Source organism: Methyloversatilis sp. (assembly GCF_051861465.1).
Lineage (GTDB): Bacteria > Pseudomonadota > Gammaproteobacteria > Burkholderiales > Rhodocyclaceae > Methyloversatilis.
Genome location: NZ_JBHYCQ010000006.1, coordinates 236872 through 252650 on the forward strand (window position 1 = coordinate 236872; position 15779 = coordinate 252650).

Genomic DNA, 15779 nt, shown 5'->3' on the forward strand with positions numbered 1-15779 from the left:
TTCGCCTTTATCGCATTGATTTCATTGGCGATGATGGGTTTGACGCGGACTGCACATTCCGAAACGGATGTGAAGATCGGCTTCGTGGATACGGAACGCATCCTGCGCGAAGCCGCACCGGCCGTCCGCTCGCAGAAGAAGCTGGAAAAGGAATTCGAGAAGCGCAGCCAGGAACTTGAAAAGCTGGCCAAGCAGCTGCAGTCGATGCAGCAGACCATGGAAAAGAATGCGGTCACCTTGTCCGAAAGCGACAAGCGGGCGAAAGAACGCGAATTCAACGATCTCACCCGCGACATGCAGCGGCGCGAGCGCGAATATCGCGAAGACCTGAATCAGCGGCGCAACGAAGAACTGGCCAGCGTTCTGGATCGCGCGAACAAGGCCATCAAGGTCATTGCAGAAGCCGAAAAGTACGACATCATCTTTCAGGAAGTGGTGTATCGCAGTCAGCGTATCGACATCACCGAAAAGGTGTTGAAGGCGCTTGCAGATCCCCCTCCGGGCAAGTAACGGCCCATGCCAGCCCGACTTGGCGCCCTGGTCGAGCAACTTGGCGGCACGCTGCACGGTGACCCCGAGCTGTTGATCGAACAGGTGGCATCACTCGACACCGCGGGGCCGCAGCAGATCGCCTTCATGGCCGGTGCGAGGTATCGCAGCGCGCTTGATTCAAGCCGCGGCGGTGCCTTCATCGTATCGCCGACCGACGGTGAAAGTCTCGATCGACCCCACATCCGTGTTCGCAATCCGGCGCTGTATTTCGCGCGCGTCGCGCAACTGCTGAACCCGGAGCCTGCCGTGTGCGCAGGCATCCACGCCGATGCATCGGTCGATGTCACCGCGCACGTCGATGACAGCGCCGAGGTCGCTGCCGGGGCGGTGGTCGGGGCAGGCGCATTCATCGGTCCGGGCGTGTCCATTGGCGCAGGATCGGTGGTCGGCGAGGGCTGTTCGATCGGCGCCGGAAGCCGGCTGCATGCCCGCGTCACGCTTTATCCGCGTTCGGTCATCGGTGAGCGCTGCATCCTGCATTCCGGTGCGGTCATCGGTGCCGACGGTTTCGGCTTCGCGCGCGAGACCGACGCGAGCTGGGTGAAGATTCCGCAGATCGGGCGTGTGCTCATCGGCAACGATGTGGAAGTCGGCGCCAATACGACCATCGATCGCGGTGCGCTGGACGACACGGTGATCAGCGACGGCGTGAAGCTCGACAACCTCATCCAGATCGCACACAACGTACACATCGGCGAGCACACGGCCATGGCGGCCTGTTCCGGCGTGGCCGGCAGCACGCACATCGGCAAGCGCTGCATGATAGGCGGCTCGTCGAACATCATGGGTCACATCGACATCGTCGACGACGTGGTCGTGTCGGCGGTCAGCTTCGCCAGCAAGTCCATCGGCAAGCCGGGCGTCTACACCGGTTCGTTGCCGTCGATGGAACATGCCGAATGGTCGCGCAACTTCGTCCGCATCCGCCAGCTCGACGCCATGGCCGACCGGCTGCGTGCGCTCGAGCGCCAGATCGAATCACTGCAAAGCAGCAAGGAAGACTGACTTGAAATCCATGGACATCCACGCGGTGCTGAAGTCGCTGCCGCACCGTTTCCCGTTCCTGCTGGTGGACCGGGTGCTTGCCGTCGAAGCGAACAAGTACATCCACGCGCTGAAGAACGTCACCATCAACGAGCCGTTCTTCCCGGGGCACTTTCCGAACCATCCGGTCATGCCGGGCGTGCTGATCATCGAAGCGCTGGCCCAGGCCGCTGCCATCCTGTCCTTCGAAACGCTGGGCACGACGCCGGACGCCGACTCGGTCTATTACCTGTGCGGCGTCGACAACACGCGCTTCAAGAAGCCAGTCATGGCGGGCGACCAGCTCATCCTCGAGGTCGACCTGATCCGTCACTCGCGCGGTATCTGGAAGTACAACGCCCGCGCCAAGGTCGACGGCCAGGTCGTGACCGAATGCGATCTGCTCTGTGCGGTGCGGCCCAGCTGATGGCTGTCACCGTACACCCGACCGCCATCGTCGATCCCGCAGCGCAACTCGCTGACGGCGTCGACATCGGCGCCTACAGTGTGATCGGCCCGCATGTCGAGATCGGCGCAGGCACGCGGGTGCATCCGCACGTCGTGATTGCCGGCCATACGAGGATCGGGCGCGACAACCAGATTCATCCGTTCTGCTCGATCGGTGGCGATCCGCAGGACAAGAAGTACGCCGGCGAGCCGACGCGCCTCGAAATCGGCGACCGCAACACCCTGCGCGAGTACGTGACGATGAATTGCGGCACCACGCAGGATGTCGGCGTCACCCGGGTCGGCAACGACAACTGGATCATGGCCTATGTGCATGTGGCGCACGACTGTCAGGTCGGCAGCCACACGATCATGGCCAACAACACCGCGCTCGCCGGCCATGTGCATGTGGGTGACTGGGTCATTCTCGGCGGCTTCACCGGCGTGCACCAGTTCGTGCGCGTGGGCGCACACAGCTTCTGCGGCGTTCATTCCAGCGTGCTGCAGGACGTGCCGCCCTTCGTGCTGGCCAACGGCGTGCCGGCGACGCCGCATGGCATCAACAGCGAAGGCCTGCGCCGCCGCGGCTACAGCAGTGAGGCCATCTCGGCAATCAAGCGCGCCTACAAGACGCTGTACCGCGAAGGTCTGAGTCTGGACGACGCCAGGACGGCCATCGCCGAGGCGGCGAAAGTGACGCCCGAAGTCGCCTTGCTGTCCGACTTCCTCGCTTCGGGCGGTCGCGGCATCATCCGATAATGTCCGGCCGCATCACGGTGGCCATGGTCGCTGGAGAGGCATCCGGTGACCAGTTGGCTGCGCACCTGATCAAGGCGCTGCGCGACGTCCGGCCGGATATCGATTTCGTCGGCATCGGCGGCCCGCGCATGGGATCCGCCGGCTTCGATGCCTGGTGGCCTGCCGAAAAGCTGTCGGTGCGCGGCTATTTCGAAGTGCTGCGGCACTATCGCGAATTGTCGGGCATCCGCCGCGCGCTGCTCGCCCGCCTCCTTCAGACGCGGCCGGCCGCTTTCATCGGTGTCGATGCACCGGATTTCAACCTGTGGCTGGAGCGCCGCCTGCGCGATGCCGGGGTGCCGGCGATCCATTACGTCAGCCCTTCGATCTGGGCCTGGCGAGGCGGACGCATCAAGGGCATCGCGCGCAGCGTGTCGCGCATGCTGTGCCTGTTCCCGTTCGAGCCGGCGCTTTACGAAAAGGAGGGCGTGCCGGTGAGTTATGTCGGCCATCCCTTCGCCGACGAAATATCTCCGCTGCCACAGCGTTTCGACGCCCGCGAGCGGCTTGCGCTGCCTCAGGATGCCCGCGTCGTCGCGTTGCTGCCGGGCAGCCGGCAGTCGGAGTTGCGCTATCACGCGACCGTCTGGATCGAGACTGCACGGCTGCTGCACGAGCGACATCCGGAGCTGCGCTTCCTCGTGCCGCTGGCCACACGCGAGACGCGTGCCCTGTTCGAACAGGCGCTGTGGACCTGCAAGGCGAAGGAGCTGCCGATCACCATCCTGTTCGGTCACGCGCGCGACGCGCTGATGGCCTGCGACGCCGCACTGGTGGCCAGCGGCACCGCGACGCTCGAAGCGGCACTGTGTCGCGCGCCGCACGTGATGGCCTACCGCATGCACGCACTGAGCTGGCAGATCATGAAGCGGATGGCCTACCAGCCCTGGGGCAGCCTGCCCAACATCATGGCCGGGCGCTTCGTCGTGCCGGAACGTTTGCAGGACGCGGCCACGCCACGCGAACTGGCGGATGCGCTCGACAGCCTGCTGGACGACGAGGCGGCGCGCGACGCGCAGATTGCAGAGTTCGAACGCCTCCATGCGGTGCTGAGGCAGGGCACGGCGGCGCGCGCAGCGGCGGCCATCCTGCCGCATCTGCCAGCGGCCGCACCGTGACGGGCATCGTCGGATGGAAGGCTGCCGGCGTCGATGAAGCAGGCCGGGGACCGCTGTGCGGGCCGGTCTATGCAGCGGCGGTCATCCTCGACCCGACGCGGCCGATCGATGGTCTGAACGACTCCAAGAAACTGTCCGAAAAAAAGCGCGAGGCGCTTGCGCCGCTGATCCGCGAGCGCGCGCTGGCCTGGGCAGTGGGCGTGGCGACGGTCGAGGAAATCGACCGCCTGAACATCCTGCACGCTTCGATGCTGGCCATGCGGCGAGCCGTCGAAGGGCTGGGTGTGCTGCCGGACGAAGTGCTGATCGACGGCAACCGTGTGCCGCCCGGGCTGGTCGTGCCTGCGCGCGCCATCGTTGGCGGCGACGCTTCCGAGCCGATGATTTCCGCTGCATCCATCCTCGCCAAGACCGGCCGTGATCAAGAAATGAAGGCGCTCGCGCTGCTCTACCCGCAGTACGGCATCGCGCGCCACAAGGGCTACCCGACGCGCGAACACCTGGCTGCGCTGCGCGAGCACGGACCGTCGCCCATCCATCGCCGCAGCTTTGCGCCGGTGGCGCAGTGCGCGCTGGACTTCGGTCCGCCTGACTGACCGGCCTTCCGGTTCAGCCGGCGTGGTTGTTGACCACGCACAACAAGCGCGTGCTGCATCGGACTAGCATGCAGTGCATGCTCCGCCGCCTTTACGCCCCGTGACCGTTTTCGGCTGGCTCAATGACCAGTTGCTGCGCATGCAGTGGCTGTCGGATCTGGTTCGCCAACTGGTGGAGCAGGTCATGGGCCTGCCGGTCAGTGGCCGCATCGGCGGCAGCGTGCATTTCTTCATCTACGACACGGTGAAGATATTCATCCTGCTGGGCGTGCTCATCTTTGCCATTTCATACGTGCAGAGCCACTTTCCGCCGGAACGCACGCGGCGCATCCTGGGCCGCTTCACCGGTGTGCGAGGGAACGTTCTGGCGGCGCTGCTGGGAACGGTGACACCTTTCTGTTCCTGTTCGTCAATCCCGCTGTTCATCGGTTTCACCAGCGCAGGCCTGCCAATCGGTGTCACGTTCTCCTTTCTGATTTCCTCGCCGCTGGTCGATCTCGCGTCGGTGATCCTGCTGGCGAGCATTTTCAACTGGCCGATCGCGATCGCTTACGTGACCGTCGGCGTCGTGCTTGCGGTGATCGGCGGTACGCTGATCAGCCGTGCCGGGATGGAGCGCCACATAGAACCTTTCGTGTTCAACTGCCCGGTCATCCAGCTTGACGAGAGCGAGCCGGGCATACGCGAGCGCCTGCTGTTCGCGCGCGATCAGGTCATCGACATCGTTCGCCGGGTCTGGTTGTACATCCTGATCGGCGTCGGCATCGGCGCCGCGATCCACAACTGGATTCCCGGGAGCCTGATCAATGGATTGCTCGGTCAGGACAAGGCATGGTCGGTGCCGCTGGCCACGCTGATCGGCGTGCCGATGTATGCCGACATCTTCGGCACGCTGCCGATCGCCGAGGCGCTGGTGGCACGCGGGGTCGGGTTGGGTACGGCGCTGGCATTCATGATGTCGGTCACGGCGCTTTCGCTGCCCTCCATCATCATGCTCAAGCGCGTCATCCGTGCGCCGCTGCTGGCAGTGTTTGTCGGCATTGTGGCCAGCGGCATCATGCTGATCGGATTTCTGTTCAATGCTTTCGCGGGCGCATTCGTCTGACGCTTCAACGAGGAGACGCACATGATCATCAAGGTACTGGGCAGCGGGTGCCGCAAGTGCATCGAACTTGCCGACAACACGCGCAAGGCGCTCGATGCGCGCGGCCAGCAGGCGGACATCGTCAAGGTGACCGACTTCGCCGACATCGCCGCCCACGGCGTCATGTCGACGCCGGCGCTGGTGATCGACGGGAAGCTGATGTCGGTCGGCAAGGTGCTGACCGTGCAGGAAGTTGCCGACCTGCTTGGCAAGGCCGACTGAAGCCGTTCAGCCCAGCGGGTTCACATGCACGGCCAGCCAGACCGAGGCGACGTCTGCATCGGTCTGGTCCACTCGGTGGCGACGATGTGCCGGGATGAATATCCAGTCGCCCGGCTGAAGTGTCCGCGGCGCGTCCTCGTCGGCAAAACGCAGTGTCGCGGAACCACTCAGCAAGGCCACCCATTCATCGTCCGGCTGGTCGTACCAGAATCCGGGCGGGCTGCTCTGGCCGGTCGACACGATGCGCTCGACGCGCACGCCGGGCCGGGCACACAGCGTGTCGATGCGCTCCGTTTGCTGAACGCCTGCCGGCAGGCGGTCGAACAGATTGCCGTTCATGACAAGCTGCCTTCCAGCAGTTCGGTGTCGGCATGCGCGTACGCCGGACTGCAGCAGCACAGGATGACCAGCGCCCCGGCGCCGGTGGCTTCGATGCAATGCGGTGTGCCGGGGGCGATGAGTACGGTGTCGCCTGCCGCCACGTCGAAACGCGCGTCGCCCAGCGTCATGCAGCCCTGGCCAGCGGTCACGTGATACAGCTCTTCGGTCACGCCGTGTCGATGCAGCAGGGTGCGTGTTCCGGCAGGTATGGTCGCTTCGGCCAGGCTTTGTGCGCGCCCGCCGTGCAGCGAAGGGTGCATCAGTTCGCGGATCTGCGAGCCGTCCTTGGTGATGTAGGCAAGAATGTCGGTGCGGGCGGTCTTCATCGGATCTTCATCGGTGTCGGGTGTGGTCGCGCTTCAGCGTGCAGTGTGCATGCAGGCGGAGCAGGAGGGTACGACTGCGATGGTGCGACCGCGAGGGTGAGACCTGATTCAACCCGGCGCAGCGTCCGACCGGCGCCGGCACCTTGTTCGATTTAATAATTCAAGTAGTATTGAATTATGGAAGAACAGAAGGTCATCCGCTCGCTGTCGGCGCTCGCGCAGGAAATCCGCCTGCGCGTCTTTCGCGCCCTCGTCGTCGCCGGTCCTGACGGCATGACGCCCGGTGCGCTGGGCGAGGCACTGGGTGTCGCGCCGACCACGCTGTCCTTCCACCTGAAGGAATTGAGCCACGCCGGTCTGATCGTTCCGACGCGCGAAGGCCGGCACCTGATCTACCGCGCCGACTACGCGCAGATGAACGCGCTGCTTGGCTATCTGACCGAAAACTGCTGCCGCGGCGCGTCCTGTGCCGAACCGGCAGCGCCTGTCTGCAAAACCTGTTGAACGGAGTCCGCCATGAAGCGCTTTCACGTCCATCTGCACGTCGACGACCTCGATCGGAGCATTGCCTTCTACAACCAGCTCTTTTCCGCGCAACCCGCTCGCCACGAAGCGGACTACGCCAAATGGATGCTGGAAGACCCGCCGGTCAATTTCGCGATTTCAACCCGCGGCAGCCAGCCCGGGATCGACCATCTCGGCATCCAGACCGACGACCCGACCGAACTCGCAGCGATGAAGGCGAGCGCCGAGGCGGCCGACATGTCGCTGCTGGACGAAGGGGCCACCAGCTGCTGCTATGCGCGCAGCGAAAAGCACTGGATCACTGATCCGCAGGGCATTGCGTGGGAACACTTCCATACGCTGGGTGACATCCCGGTGTTCAACGAAGCACCGGCGGTGGTGGCCGCTGAAGCGGCAGCCGCCTGCTGCGCGCCCAAGGCGCCCGTCACGCGCGGCAAGCCGCTGACCATCGGCGTTAAATCATCCGGTTCGGGCTGTTGCTGACATGGGCGCGCCATTGAACGTGCTGTTTCTCTGCACCCACAATTCGGCGCGCAGCATACTGGCCGAATGCCTGTTGAACCACCTGGGTGCGGGACGGTTCCGCGCGTTTTCGGCCGGCAGCCAGCCGTCAGGACGGGTGAATCCGTTTGCGCTGCAGGCGCTGGCCGAAGCGGGCGTGGATACGACGGGTGTGCGCAGCAAGAGTTGGGACAGCTTCGCCGAACCCGGTGCGCCGCAGATGGACCTCATCATCACGGTGTGCGACAGCGCAGCCGGCGAACTGTGCCCGGTCTGGCCGGGTCATCCGGCAACCGCCCACTGGGGTTACGCCGACCCGTCCGCAGCGACCGGTCCGGACGCAGCAAGACTGATGGCCTTCCGCGACACGATGGCACTGATCCGTCGTCGGCTCGAAATACTGGTGGCGCTCCCGGCAGAACGCCTGGATGCGCTTCGCCTTGAACACACCGCGCGCAGTCTGGCCGATCGCTGAGGCCATCCCATGGGACTGTTCGAACGTTGGCTGAGCGTCTGGGTGGCGGCGTGCATCGCGGCGGGTGTGGGCCTCGGTCTGCTGGCGCCCCGTGCATTCGAGGCGGTTGCGGCGCTGGAATTCGCACACGTGAATCTGGTGGTCGCGGTGCTCATCTGGGTGATGATCTACCCGATGATGATCCAGATCGACTTCGCGGCGGTGCGCGATGTGGGTCGCCGGCCGCAGGGTCTGGTGCTCACGCTGGTCATCAACTGGCTGGTCAAGCCGTTCACGATGGCGGCCCTCGGCGTGCTGTTCTTCCGTTACCTGTTTGCGCCCTGGGTCGATCCGCAATCGGCCACCGAGTACATCGCCGGCATGATCCTGCTCGGTGTTGCGCCCTGCACGGCGATGGTGTTCGTGTGGAGCCAGCTGACGAAGGGTGACCCCGCCTACACGCTGGTGCAGGTATCGGTGAATGATCTGGTCATGGTGTTCGCATTCGCGCCCATCGCAGCCTTCCTGCTCGGCGTGACCGATGTGGCGGTGCCGTGGGAAACGCTGCTGCTGTCGACGCTGCTGTATGTGGTGCTGCCGCTGGTCGCCGGCGTACTGACACGACGCGCGCTGCGCGACGGTGATGCGCTGGCGCGTTTCGTGGCCCGTCTGAAACCGGCTTCCATCGTCGGTCTGCTGGCCACGGTCGTGCTTCTTTTCGGCTTCCAGGCGGAGACGATCTGGGCACAACCGCTGGTGATCGGTCTGATCGCGATCCCGCTGATCATCCAGACCTACGGCATCTTCGCCATTGCCTTCATCGCAGCGCGTCGCATGAAGTTGTCGTACGGCGTGGCGGCGCCCGCCTGCCTGATCGGCACCTCGAATTTCTTCGAACTGGCCGTTGCAGTGGCGATTTCGCTGTTCGGTCTGCACTCAGGCGCCGCGCTGGCCACTGTGGTGGGCGTTCTGGTCGAAGTGCCGGTGATGCTGTCGCTGGTGGCCTTCACCAACCGGAACAGGCACCGCTTCCCGAGTTGAATCGTCACCTTTTGCGGAACCCGATTTTCTCGAGGAGGTCTTGATTCGTGTCGGGCATGCCCCAACGTGCGACCGTGGCGATGTGCGGATGAAGCTTTACTGCACGCGTTTATATATTGGGTACAATCGAATTGTGGACGTGATCCGCCGTTCGACCGGCATGGCATCCCGGGTGTCTGCAGGCGCTGATCCTGCCGGTGTGTGACGAGTGGAAAAACTTTTAGATTAAGTCTAAAATCCAGTCCGCTCGGTTAGAAAATAAGATGTTTTCCTCCACCCACGAAGAAAGAAAGGAATACAGATGTCCCTCGTCGGAACAACCGTTAAACCCTTCAAGGCAACCACTTACCACAACGGCAAGTTTGTAGACATCACCGAAGCAGACCTGAACGGCAAGTGGTCGGCATTCGTGTTCTACCCGGCCGACTTCACATTCGTGTGCCCGACCGAACTGGGCGACCTGGCCGACATGTACGGCGAGTTCCAGAAGATCGGTTGCGAAATCTATTCGGTTTCGACCGATACGCACTTCGTGCACAAGGGCTGGGCCGATGCGTCGGACACCATCCGCAAGATCAAGTACCCGATGATCGGTGACCCGACCGGTGCCATCACCCGCAACTTCGACGTCATGATCGAAGAAGCCGGTCTGGCGCTGCGTGGCACCTTCGTGATCGACCCGGAAGGCAAGATCCGCATGGCCGAAATCGTCGAACTTGGCATCGGTCGTGACGCGAAGGAACTGCTGCGCAAGGTGCAGGCTGCCCAGTACGTGACGTCGCACCCGGGCGAAGTCTGCCCCGCCAAGTGGACGCCGGGCGCGCAGTCGATGGTCCCGTCGCTTGACCTGGTCGGCAAGATCTAAAGCTTCACCGTTGCACGCGCCCGGGTCCAGGAGTTTCATTCGCCTGGCCCGGGCGTTTCATTTTGTCAGTCCGAAAACAGGAAGCTGAACAGACCATGCTCGATGCCACCCTCAAGGGCCAGTTGCAGGCCTACCTCACGAAGCTTGTCCACCCGATAGAGCTGGTGGCGTCGCTGGACGACAGCGATGCTTCGCGCGAACTGCAATCACTGCTGGCGGAAATCGCCGAACTGTCGAACCTGATCACGCTGGTCGAGAAGCGCGACGACGACGAGCGCAAGCCCTCGTTCTCGATCAACCGCAAGGGTGGCGACATGAAGCTGCGCTTCGCCGCTATTCCGCTCGGCCATGAATTCACCTCGCTGGTGCTGGCGCTGCTGCAGGCGGGCGGGCATCCGCCCAAGGTGGAACAGGAGGTGATCGACCAGATCAAGGCGCTCGACGCCGACTTCCACTTCGAAGTCTTCATGAGCCTGTCCTGCCACAACTGCCCGGACGTCGTGCAGGCGCTCAACCTGATGGCAGTGCTGAACCCGCGCGTCAGCGCGGTCACCATCGACGGCGCGCTGTTCCAGAAGGAAGTCGAAGAGCGCCAGATCATGGCGGTTCCGATGATCTTCCTGAACGGTCAGCACTTCGGTCAGGGCCGCATGACGATCGAGGAAATCCTGCCGAAGCTGGACACCAAGGTCGCCGAACGCGAAGCCGAAAAGGTGTCGGCCCGCGCACCTTTCGACGTGCTGGTCGTCGGCGGTGGTCCGGCCGGTACGGCAGCTGCGATCTACGCGGCGCGCAAGGGCATCCGCACCGGGCTGGTCGCCGAGCGCTTCGGCGGTCAGGTGATGGACACGCTGGGCATCGAGAACTTCATTTCGGTGAAGGAAACCGAAGGGCCCAAGCTGGTCGCCGCGCTGGAAGAGCACGTGAAGGCCTACGACATCGACGTGATGAACCTGCAGCGGGTCGAAAAGCTCGTGCCGGCAGCCGATGCCGGCGACGGATACATTCATCTGACGCTGGCCAGCGGCGCCACGCTGAAGAGTCGCTCGGTCATCCTGTCGACCGGTGCGCGCTGGCGCGAAATCAACGTGCCGGGCGAGCGCGAATACCGCAATCACGGCGTGGCCTACTGCCCGCACTGCGACGGTCCGCTGTTCAAGGGCAAGAATGTGGCCGTCATCGGCGGCGGCAATTCGGGCGTCGAGGCGGCGATCGACCTGGCCGGCGTGGTCGGTCATGTGACGCTGATCGAGTTCGACAAGCAGTTGCGCGCCGACGCTGTGCTGCAGCGCAAGCTGCACAGCCTGCCGAACGTCAAGGTCATCACGCACGCGCAGACCAAGGACATCGTCGGTGATGGCAAGAAGGTCAATGGCCTGAACTACATCGATCGCACGAGCGGCGAGTTGAACCATGTCAATCTGGAAGGCGTATTCATCCAGATCGGTCTGGTACCGAATACCGAATGGTTGAAGGGCTCCTCGATGACGCTGACCAAGTACGGTGAAATCGACATCGATGCACGCTGCGAAACGTCGATTCCGGGCGTGTTCGCGGCCGGTGACGTGACCACCGTGCCGTACAAGCAGATCATCATCGCCATGGGTGAAGGGTCGAAAGCAGCCATCAGCGCGTTCGATTACCTGATCCGCCATTCGGCGCCGGAAGAGGCCGCTGCGGCCTGAGGGCCCGGGCGGCACGGAGCGGCCAGCGGTAAGATGTCGTCCGTCCGACCACGGCGTCACGCCGCGGCGGACGGTTACCGGAATCCGCCGCCATGTCATCCACGCCGCTCTTGTTGTTCGTCCATATTGCCGCCGTCTCCATCTGGGTCGGCGGCATGTTTTTCGCCTATGTCTGCCTGCGTCCTGTCGCGGCGGTCCAGCTTGAACCGCCGGCCCGGCTGCGCCTGTGGCGCGCGGTGTTCGGCCGGTTTTTCCCGTGGGTCTGGTCGGCTGTTGCGGTCATCCTTGCCAGCGGATTGATCATGATGCTGGCGGTCGGCATGAAGGATGCGCCGCTGCATTGGCATCTGATGCTGGCCGCGGGCTTGGTCATGATGGCCGTTTTCACGCACGTCTTTTTCGCACCGTACCGGCGACTTTTGCAGGCGGTCGACGCATCCGACTGGCCAGCCGGCGGCGCCGCGCTGGCGCAGATCCGCAAACTGGTCGGCTTCAACACCGTGCTGGGTTTCGTCACCATCGCGACGGCGACGCTGGGGCGCTGGCTGGTGGCCGGATGAAGCACATCCAGTCACGCGACAATCCGCAGTTCAAGCAGCTGCGCAAGCTCGCCACGTCGTCGAAGGAACGGCGCGACACCTCAAGCACGCTGATCGACGGCCTGCACCTGTTCCGCAGTGCGCTGGACGCCGGGTACCGGCCGTCGCTCGCCATCGTTGCCGAACGCGCCCTGCATCATCCGGACGTGGCGGCGCTGCTGGCGGAGCACGGCGACGCCGTGCTGTTGCTGGCCGATGGCCTGTTCGACGAACTGAGTCCGAGCGACACGCCGACCGGTCTGCTCGGCCTGATCGATATTCCCGGCACAGCGTCCGGACCGGTGCGCGGGGACTGTCTGGTGCTCGACGCGGTACAGGACAGCGGCAACCTCGGCACGCTGCTGCGCGCCGCCTGGGCGACCGGTGTCGCAGACGTGCTGCTGACCACCGGTTGCGCCCAGGCCTGGAGTCCGAAAGTGCTGCGCGCCGGGCAAGGCGCCCATTTCAGCCTGCGCATCCGGGAGCACTGCGGCGTGGCCGAGCTACTGCAAGACTTCACAGGCAAGGTCGTCGCGACGCGGCTGGATGCGCAGACCTCGCCCTATGCCCTGGACCTGCGCGGACCGGTCGCCTGGCTGTTCGGCAATGAGGGCGCAGGGCTGTCGCCGGCGATCAGCGCACTGGCCAGTGATGCGATACGGATTCCGATGCCCGGCGCAGCCGAGTCGCTGAACGTGGCCATGGCGGCAACGGTCTGCCTGTTCGAACAGGTGCGTCAGCGCCAGACGTGCTGACCGCTCACTGACCGCTCATTGTCCGCTCATTGTCCGAAATCGCCGGCTGCGTCCGGTCGCGCCGCCCACGGCACCAGTCCGGCGGCAGTGGCCAGGCGCACCAGTTCGACGTCGCTGCGCACGTCGAGCTTCTGGCGGATTTCGCTCATGCGGTTCGATATCGTCTTCGGACTGAGCTTGAGTGCGTCGGCGATTTCGTCGACCGACATGCCGGCCAGCAGCAGACGGCAGATTTCGAATTCGCGCGGCGTCAGCACGTCGAGCCGCTTTTCGTCCGGCATCACGTTGTCCAGCGCCAGTTGCTCGGCCACGCGCGGGCTGAGTGTGCGTCGCCCCTGCGCCGCGGCGAGCACGGCCTGCACCAGCGCTTCGGGTTCGGTGTCCTTGGTCAGGAAGCCGATCGCACCGGCTTCCAGTGCCTGGCGCGCAAACGCAGGCTGCGCATGCATCGAGAACATCAGCACGCGGGCGCGGTTATCCAGCGCCAGCATGCGCCGCGTCGCTTCGATGCCGCTGGCACCGGGCAGCGAAATGTCCATCACCACGACGTCCGGCTTGAGCATGCGGAACAGCTGATAGGCCTCGTCCGAGGTACCGGCTTCGCCGACCACCTCCATGGCCCGGTTGTGTTCGAGAAAGCGACGGTAGCCCGCGCGCACGACCGCATGGTCGTCGACGAGCAGAACGCGGATCGGGCTGTGAAGGCTCATGTTTTTTCCTGTAGCGAAGTTTTCAGCGGCAACCAGGCATCAACCTGCCAGCCACCTTCGGGGCGCGGGCCGGCGCGGCAGTCACCGCCCAGCGCCAGTGCGCGTTCGCGCATACCGACCAGACCGAAGCCGCTCTCCGGTGTGGCGTGCGGTCGCGGCTCGCCATCGTCACGCACGCGCAGCGACACCCGACCGGCGGAGGGATCGATGTCGAGCCGGATGTCGATGCGGGTGCAGCGCGCATGCTTGACGGTGTTGGTCATGCACTCCTGCACGATGCGGTAAAGCGTGATGTCATGCATCGCCGACAACTGGCCTAGATCCTCGTGCAGATCGAAATTCACCTGCGCCGCGTCGGCACAGCGGCTGCGTTGTTTGCCCAGTTCGCGCAACGCGTGCCCCAGACCCAACTCTTCGATGTCGGGCGGGCGCAGGTGTTCGAGCAGATTGCGCACCAGACGCAGCATGTGGCCGACCTGTTCCGACATCCAGCGTGCCGCTTCGCGATGTTCTGCCAGTTCCGGCCGGCCTTCGCAGGCGTCCGCCAGCAGCCGTGCATGCGGGTGGATCGCCACCAGATACGGACTCAGCTCGTCGTGCAGGTCGCGCGCCAGCGCATGGCGGATCTCTTCTTCGTGCGTGATCAGCTTGCGCAGCAGCCGCGCGCGTTCGTCGACCGCCGCTTCAAGGGTGGACGCCATGCTGTTGAACGATTCCGACAGCGGTGCCAGGTCGCCCGGCCCGACGTTTTCCAGCCGCGCGTCGAGCCGTCCTTCGCCGATCGCCGACAGCGCACGCATCACGCTGCCCAGCGGATGCAGCGCCCGTCCGACCGCCCAGAACACCATCAGGCAGGCGATCAGCCCGATTGCGGCGACCATCGAGGTCTGCTTGACGTAGTCGTCCCAGATCTCGCGCAACTCGTCGTCGGCGTTGGGCACCAGCAGGTAGTACCCGATGACCTGCTGGCCGACCAGTATGTCCTTGCGCAGCGGTGAGCGGCTGCGCAGCCGCTCACCCATCCAGCCCAGCGCAAAGGGCGCCGATTGCTGCGGGCCGCTGCGCGAGCTCAAAATGAGCTGACCGCCCGCTGCCCGCACTTCCACCGTCAGGTGGCGCAGGCTGCTCAGTTCGCGGGTGAGCTGGATGCTGGCGAGAAGCGCTTCGGCGCTGACGCCGATCGGCGGCGGCGACAGCGCGCTGGGCAGCAGCGCGTGCGCCAGCCGGGCCACCGATTCCATCTCGGCGACTGCGTCATCGTGGGCGTCGTACAGCCTGCGCACGCTGTCGGCAACGACCAGCAGGGTCATCAGCGACGCAATGATGAGGGTGAGTCTGATGCGCAGACTCATGCGGGTAATCCGGTCGGGGCAGGGCTTGCATGCTAATGCGAAGGTCGCCGGGAAATGTTCCCGCTTGTTTCCCTTGCGCCAGCCCGGATTCGGGGATCCGCGTCAGGTGAGCAGACGCGTGTCGATGTGCTCGATCAGGCCGCCGTGCGCGCCGACCTCGGCCACCATGTGAGCCGTACCGCCCGGTCCCTCCGGACCGTCGCCATTCCACAGGCAGACGAAGCACAGCGCGCCGCCGGCATGCGCGAGCGCTGCGTCGACCAGCCACCGATTGCAGGCTTCGTAGGGATCGCGGCCGTCGGCCAGCGGGCCGAGCGCTGTCGGCATTTCCAGCACCGTTGAGCCGGGTGCTGCAAGTGCCCGGCGATAGCGTTCGACCCAGCGTTCGCCATGCAGAGACGGCCTGACCGAAGTCTGTTCGAAGGTGGCGATGTCGAAGGGCAGCAGGATGTGGCGTCTCACCCCGCGGTCGAGGCACGCCTCCAGGAACAGCAGGTCACCGCCCGACGCGGCCTGACTGAACGCGATGTCGCCGGCACCGGCGCCGTGCCGATCGAGCGCGGCGGCGATCGCCGCCGCCGCCGCGGGCTCCATGGCCGGCGGAAAGCGTGGCGTCGCGCGGTCGGGACGGTCCATCAGGTGGCCGCTGAACAGGAAAGTGGTCATGGCGCGCGGTGCGTCAGGAAAGCAGGTTCGATCCGCCGCA

Annotated in this window: 21 protein-coding genes; 16 read left to right on the forward strand and 5 right to left on the reverse strand. The window is 64.7% G+C overall.

Annotated features, from left to right (window positions below; translation table 11 throughout):
* The first annotated feature begins 30 nt into the window (after positions 1–30).
* From ACTIFF_RS10890 to ACTIFF_RS10925, 8 genes are all read left to right on the forward strand, one after another.
* Positions 31–510, forward strand: coding sequence for an OmpH family outer membrane protein (locus ACTIFF_RS10890; protein ID WP_373691495.1), 480 nt, complete (start codon positions 31–33; stop codon positions 508–510).
* 6 nt (positions 511–516) lie between these two features.
* Positions 517–1557 carry a UDP-3-O-(3-hydroxymyristoyl)glucosamine N-acyltransferase gene (gene lpxD, locus ACTIFF_RS10895; RefSeq protein ID WP_439536848.1) on the forward strand — a complete coding sequence of 347 codons (1041 nt, stop codon included), beginning with the start codon at positions 517–519 and terminating at the stop codon, positions 1555–1557.
* Positions 1558–1567: 10 nt separating this feature from the next.
* Complete coding sequence (gene fabZ / locus ACTIFF_RS10900; protein ID WP_069037473.1) at positions 1568–2002, forward strand: 3-hydroxyacyl-ACP dehydratase FabZ; 435 nt, start codon at positions 1568–1570, stop codon at positions 2000–2002.
* Positions 2002–2781 carry an acyl-ACP--UDP-N-acetylglucosamine O-acyltransferase gene (lpxA, locus tag ACTIFF_RS10905; RefSeq protein WP_439536849.1) on the forward strand — a complete coding sequence of 260 codons (780 nt, stop codon included), beginning with the start codon at positions 2002–2004 and terminating at the stop codon, positions 2779–2781. Before fabZ ends, lpxA begins: the two co-directional genes overlap by 1 nt.
* On the forward strand, positions 2781–3938 hold the full coding sequence (lpxB, locus tag ACTIFF_RS10910) for a lipid-A-disaccharide synthase (RefSeq protein ID WP_439536850.1): 1158 nt from the start codon (positions 2781–2783) through the stop codon (positions 3936–3938). The genes lpxA and lpxB overlap by 1 nt, the downstream gene beginning before the upstream one ends.
* On the forward strand, positions 3935–4534 hold the full coding sequence (rnhB, locus tag ACTIFF_RS10915) for a ribonuclease HII (protein WP_439536851.1): 600 nt from the start codon (positions 3935–3937) through the stop codon (positions 4532–4534). The genes lpxB and rnhB overlap by 4 nt, the downstream gene beginning before the upstream one ends.
* A 100-nt stretch (positions 4535–4634) precedes the next feature.
* Positions 4635–5639: a permease gene (locus ACTIFF_RS10920; protein WP_439536852.1), complete on the forward strand. Its 1005-nt coding sequence runs from the start codon at positions 4635–4637 to the stop codon at positions 5637–5639.
* A 21-nt stretch (positions 5640–5660) separates the two neighbouring features.
* Positions 5661–5900 carry a thioredoxin family protein gene (locus ACTIFF_RS10925; RefSeq protein ID WP_439536853.1) on the forward strand — a complete coding sequence of 80 codons (240 nt, stop codon included), beginning with the start codon at positions 5661–5663 and terminating at the stop codon, positions 5898–5900.
* A 6-nt stretch (positions 5901–5906) separates the two neighbouring features.
* Here ACTIFF_RS10925 and ACTIFF_RS10930 read toward each other — a convergent pair whose 3' ends face one another.
* Positions 5907–6239 carry a cupin domain-containing protein gene (locus ACTIFF_RS10930; protein WP_439536854.1) on the reverse strand — a complete coding sequence of 111 codons (333 nt, stop codon included), beginning with the start codon at positions 6237–6239 and terminating at the stop codon, positions 5907–5909.
* Entirely contained in the window at positions 6236–6607 is a 372-nt protein-coding gene (locus tag ACTIFF_RS10935) for a cupin domain-containing protein (RefSeq protein ID WP_439536855.1), read from the reverse strand. The genes ACTIFF_RS10930 and ACTIFF_RS10935 overlap by 4 nt, the downstream gene beginning before the upstream one ends.
* Positions 6608–6784: 177 nt before the next feature.
* Between ACTIFF_RS10935 and ACTIFF_RS10940 the strand changes: the two genes are divergently transcribed.
* The 8 genes from ACTIFF_RS10940 to ACTIFF_RS10975 all read left to right on the forward strand — a co-directional run bounded on the left by ACTIFF_RS10940 (position 6785) and on the right by ACTIFF_RS10975 (position 13011).
* Positions 6785–7111: an ArsR/SmtB family transcription factor gene (locus ACTIFF_RS10940; protein ID WP_439536856.1), complete on the forward strand. Its 327-nt coding sequence runs from the start codon at positions 6785–6787 to the stop codon at positions 7109–7111.
* Positions 7112–7123: 12 nt separating this feature from the next.
* Positions 7124–7615 carry an ArsI/CadI family heavy metal resistance metalloenzyme gene (locus tag ACTIFF_RS10945; RefSeq protein WP_439536857.1) on the forward strand — a complete coding sequence of 164 codons (492 nt, stop codon included), beginning with the start codon at positions 7124–7126 and terminating at the stop codon, positions 7613–7615.
* A gap of 1 nt (position 7616) precedes the next feature.
* Positions 7617–8108 (forward strand): arsenate reductase ArsC, encoded by a 492-nt coding sequence (locus tag ACTIFF_RS10950; protein WP_439536858.1) that lies wholly within the window; start codon positions 7617–7619, stop codon positions 8106–8108.
* A gap of 9 nt (positions 8109–8117) precedes the next feature.
* A complete protein-coding gene (gene arsB, locus ACTIFF_RS10955; RefSeq protein ID WP_439536859.1) occupies positions 8118–9128 on the forward strand; it encodes an ACR3 family arsenite efflux transporter in 1011 nt (336 codons plus the stop codon).
* 301 nt (positions 9129–9429) lie between these two features.
* Complete coding sequence (gene ahpC / locus ACTIFF_RS10960) at positions 9430–9993, forward strand: alkyl hydroperoxide reductase subunit C (RefSeq protein ID WP_439536860.1); 564 nt, start codon at positions 9430–9432, stop codon at positions 9991–9993.
* Positions 9994–10088: 95 nt separating this feature from the next.
* Positions 10089–11678 (forward strand): alkyl hydroperoxide reductase subunit F, encoded by a 1590-nt coding sequence (gene ahpF / locus ACTIFF_RS10965; protein ID WP_439536861.1) that lies wholly within the window; start codon positions 10089–10091, stop codon positions 11676–11678.
* A gap of 92 nt (positions 11679–11770) precedes the next feature.
* Positions 11771–12238 carry a CopD family protein gene (locus ACTIFF_RS10970; RefSeq protein ID WP_439536862.1) on the forward strand — a complete coding sequence of 156 codons (468 nt, stop codon included), beginning with the start codon at positions 11771–11773 and terminating at the stop codon, positions 12236–12238.
* The gene (locus ACTIFF_RS10975; RefSeq protein ID WP_439536863.1) at positions 12235–13011 is read left to right on the forward strand and encodes a TrmH family RNA methyltransferase; all 777 of its coding nucleotides are present in this window, start codon (positions 12235–12237) and stop codon (positions 13009–13011) included. Before ACTIFF_RS10970 ends, ACTIFF_RS10975 begins: the two co-directional genes overlap by 4 nt.
* Positions 13012–13037: 26 nt before the next feature.
* On the opposite strand, the gene ACTIFF_RS10980 is transcribed toward ACTIFF_RS10975, so the two are convergent.
* The 3 genes from ACTIFF_RS10980 to ACTIFF_RS10990 form a co-directional block, all read right to left on the reverse strand.
* On the reverse strand, positions 13038–13721 hold the full coding sequence (locus ACTIFF_RS10980) for a response regulator (protein ID WP_257093392.1): 684 nt from the start codon (positions 13719–13721) through the stop codon (positions 13038–13040).
* The gene (locus tag ACTIFF_RS10985) at positions 13718–15073 is read right to left on the reverse strand and encodes an ATP-binding protein (RefSeq protein ID WP_439536864.1); all 1356 of its coding nucleotides are present in this window, start codon (positions 15071–15073) and stop codon (positions 13718–13720) included. The genes ACTIFF_RS10980 and ACTIFF_RS10985 overlap by 4 nt, the downstream gene beginning before the upstream one ends.
* Positions 15074–15175: 102 nt before the next feature.
* Positions 15176–15739, reverse strand: coding sequence for a hypothetical protein (locus ACTIFF_RS10990; RefSeq protein ID WP_439536865.1), 564 nt, complete (start codon positions 15737–15739; stop codon positions 15176–15178).
* Positions 15740–15779 lie beyond the last annotated feature (40 nt).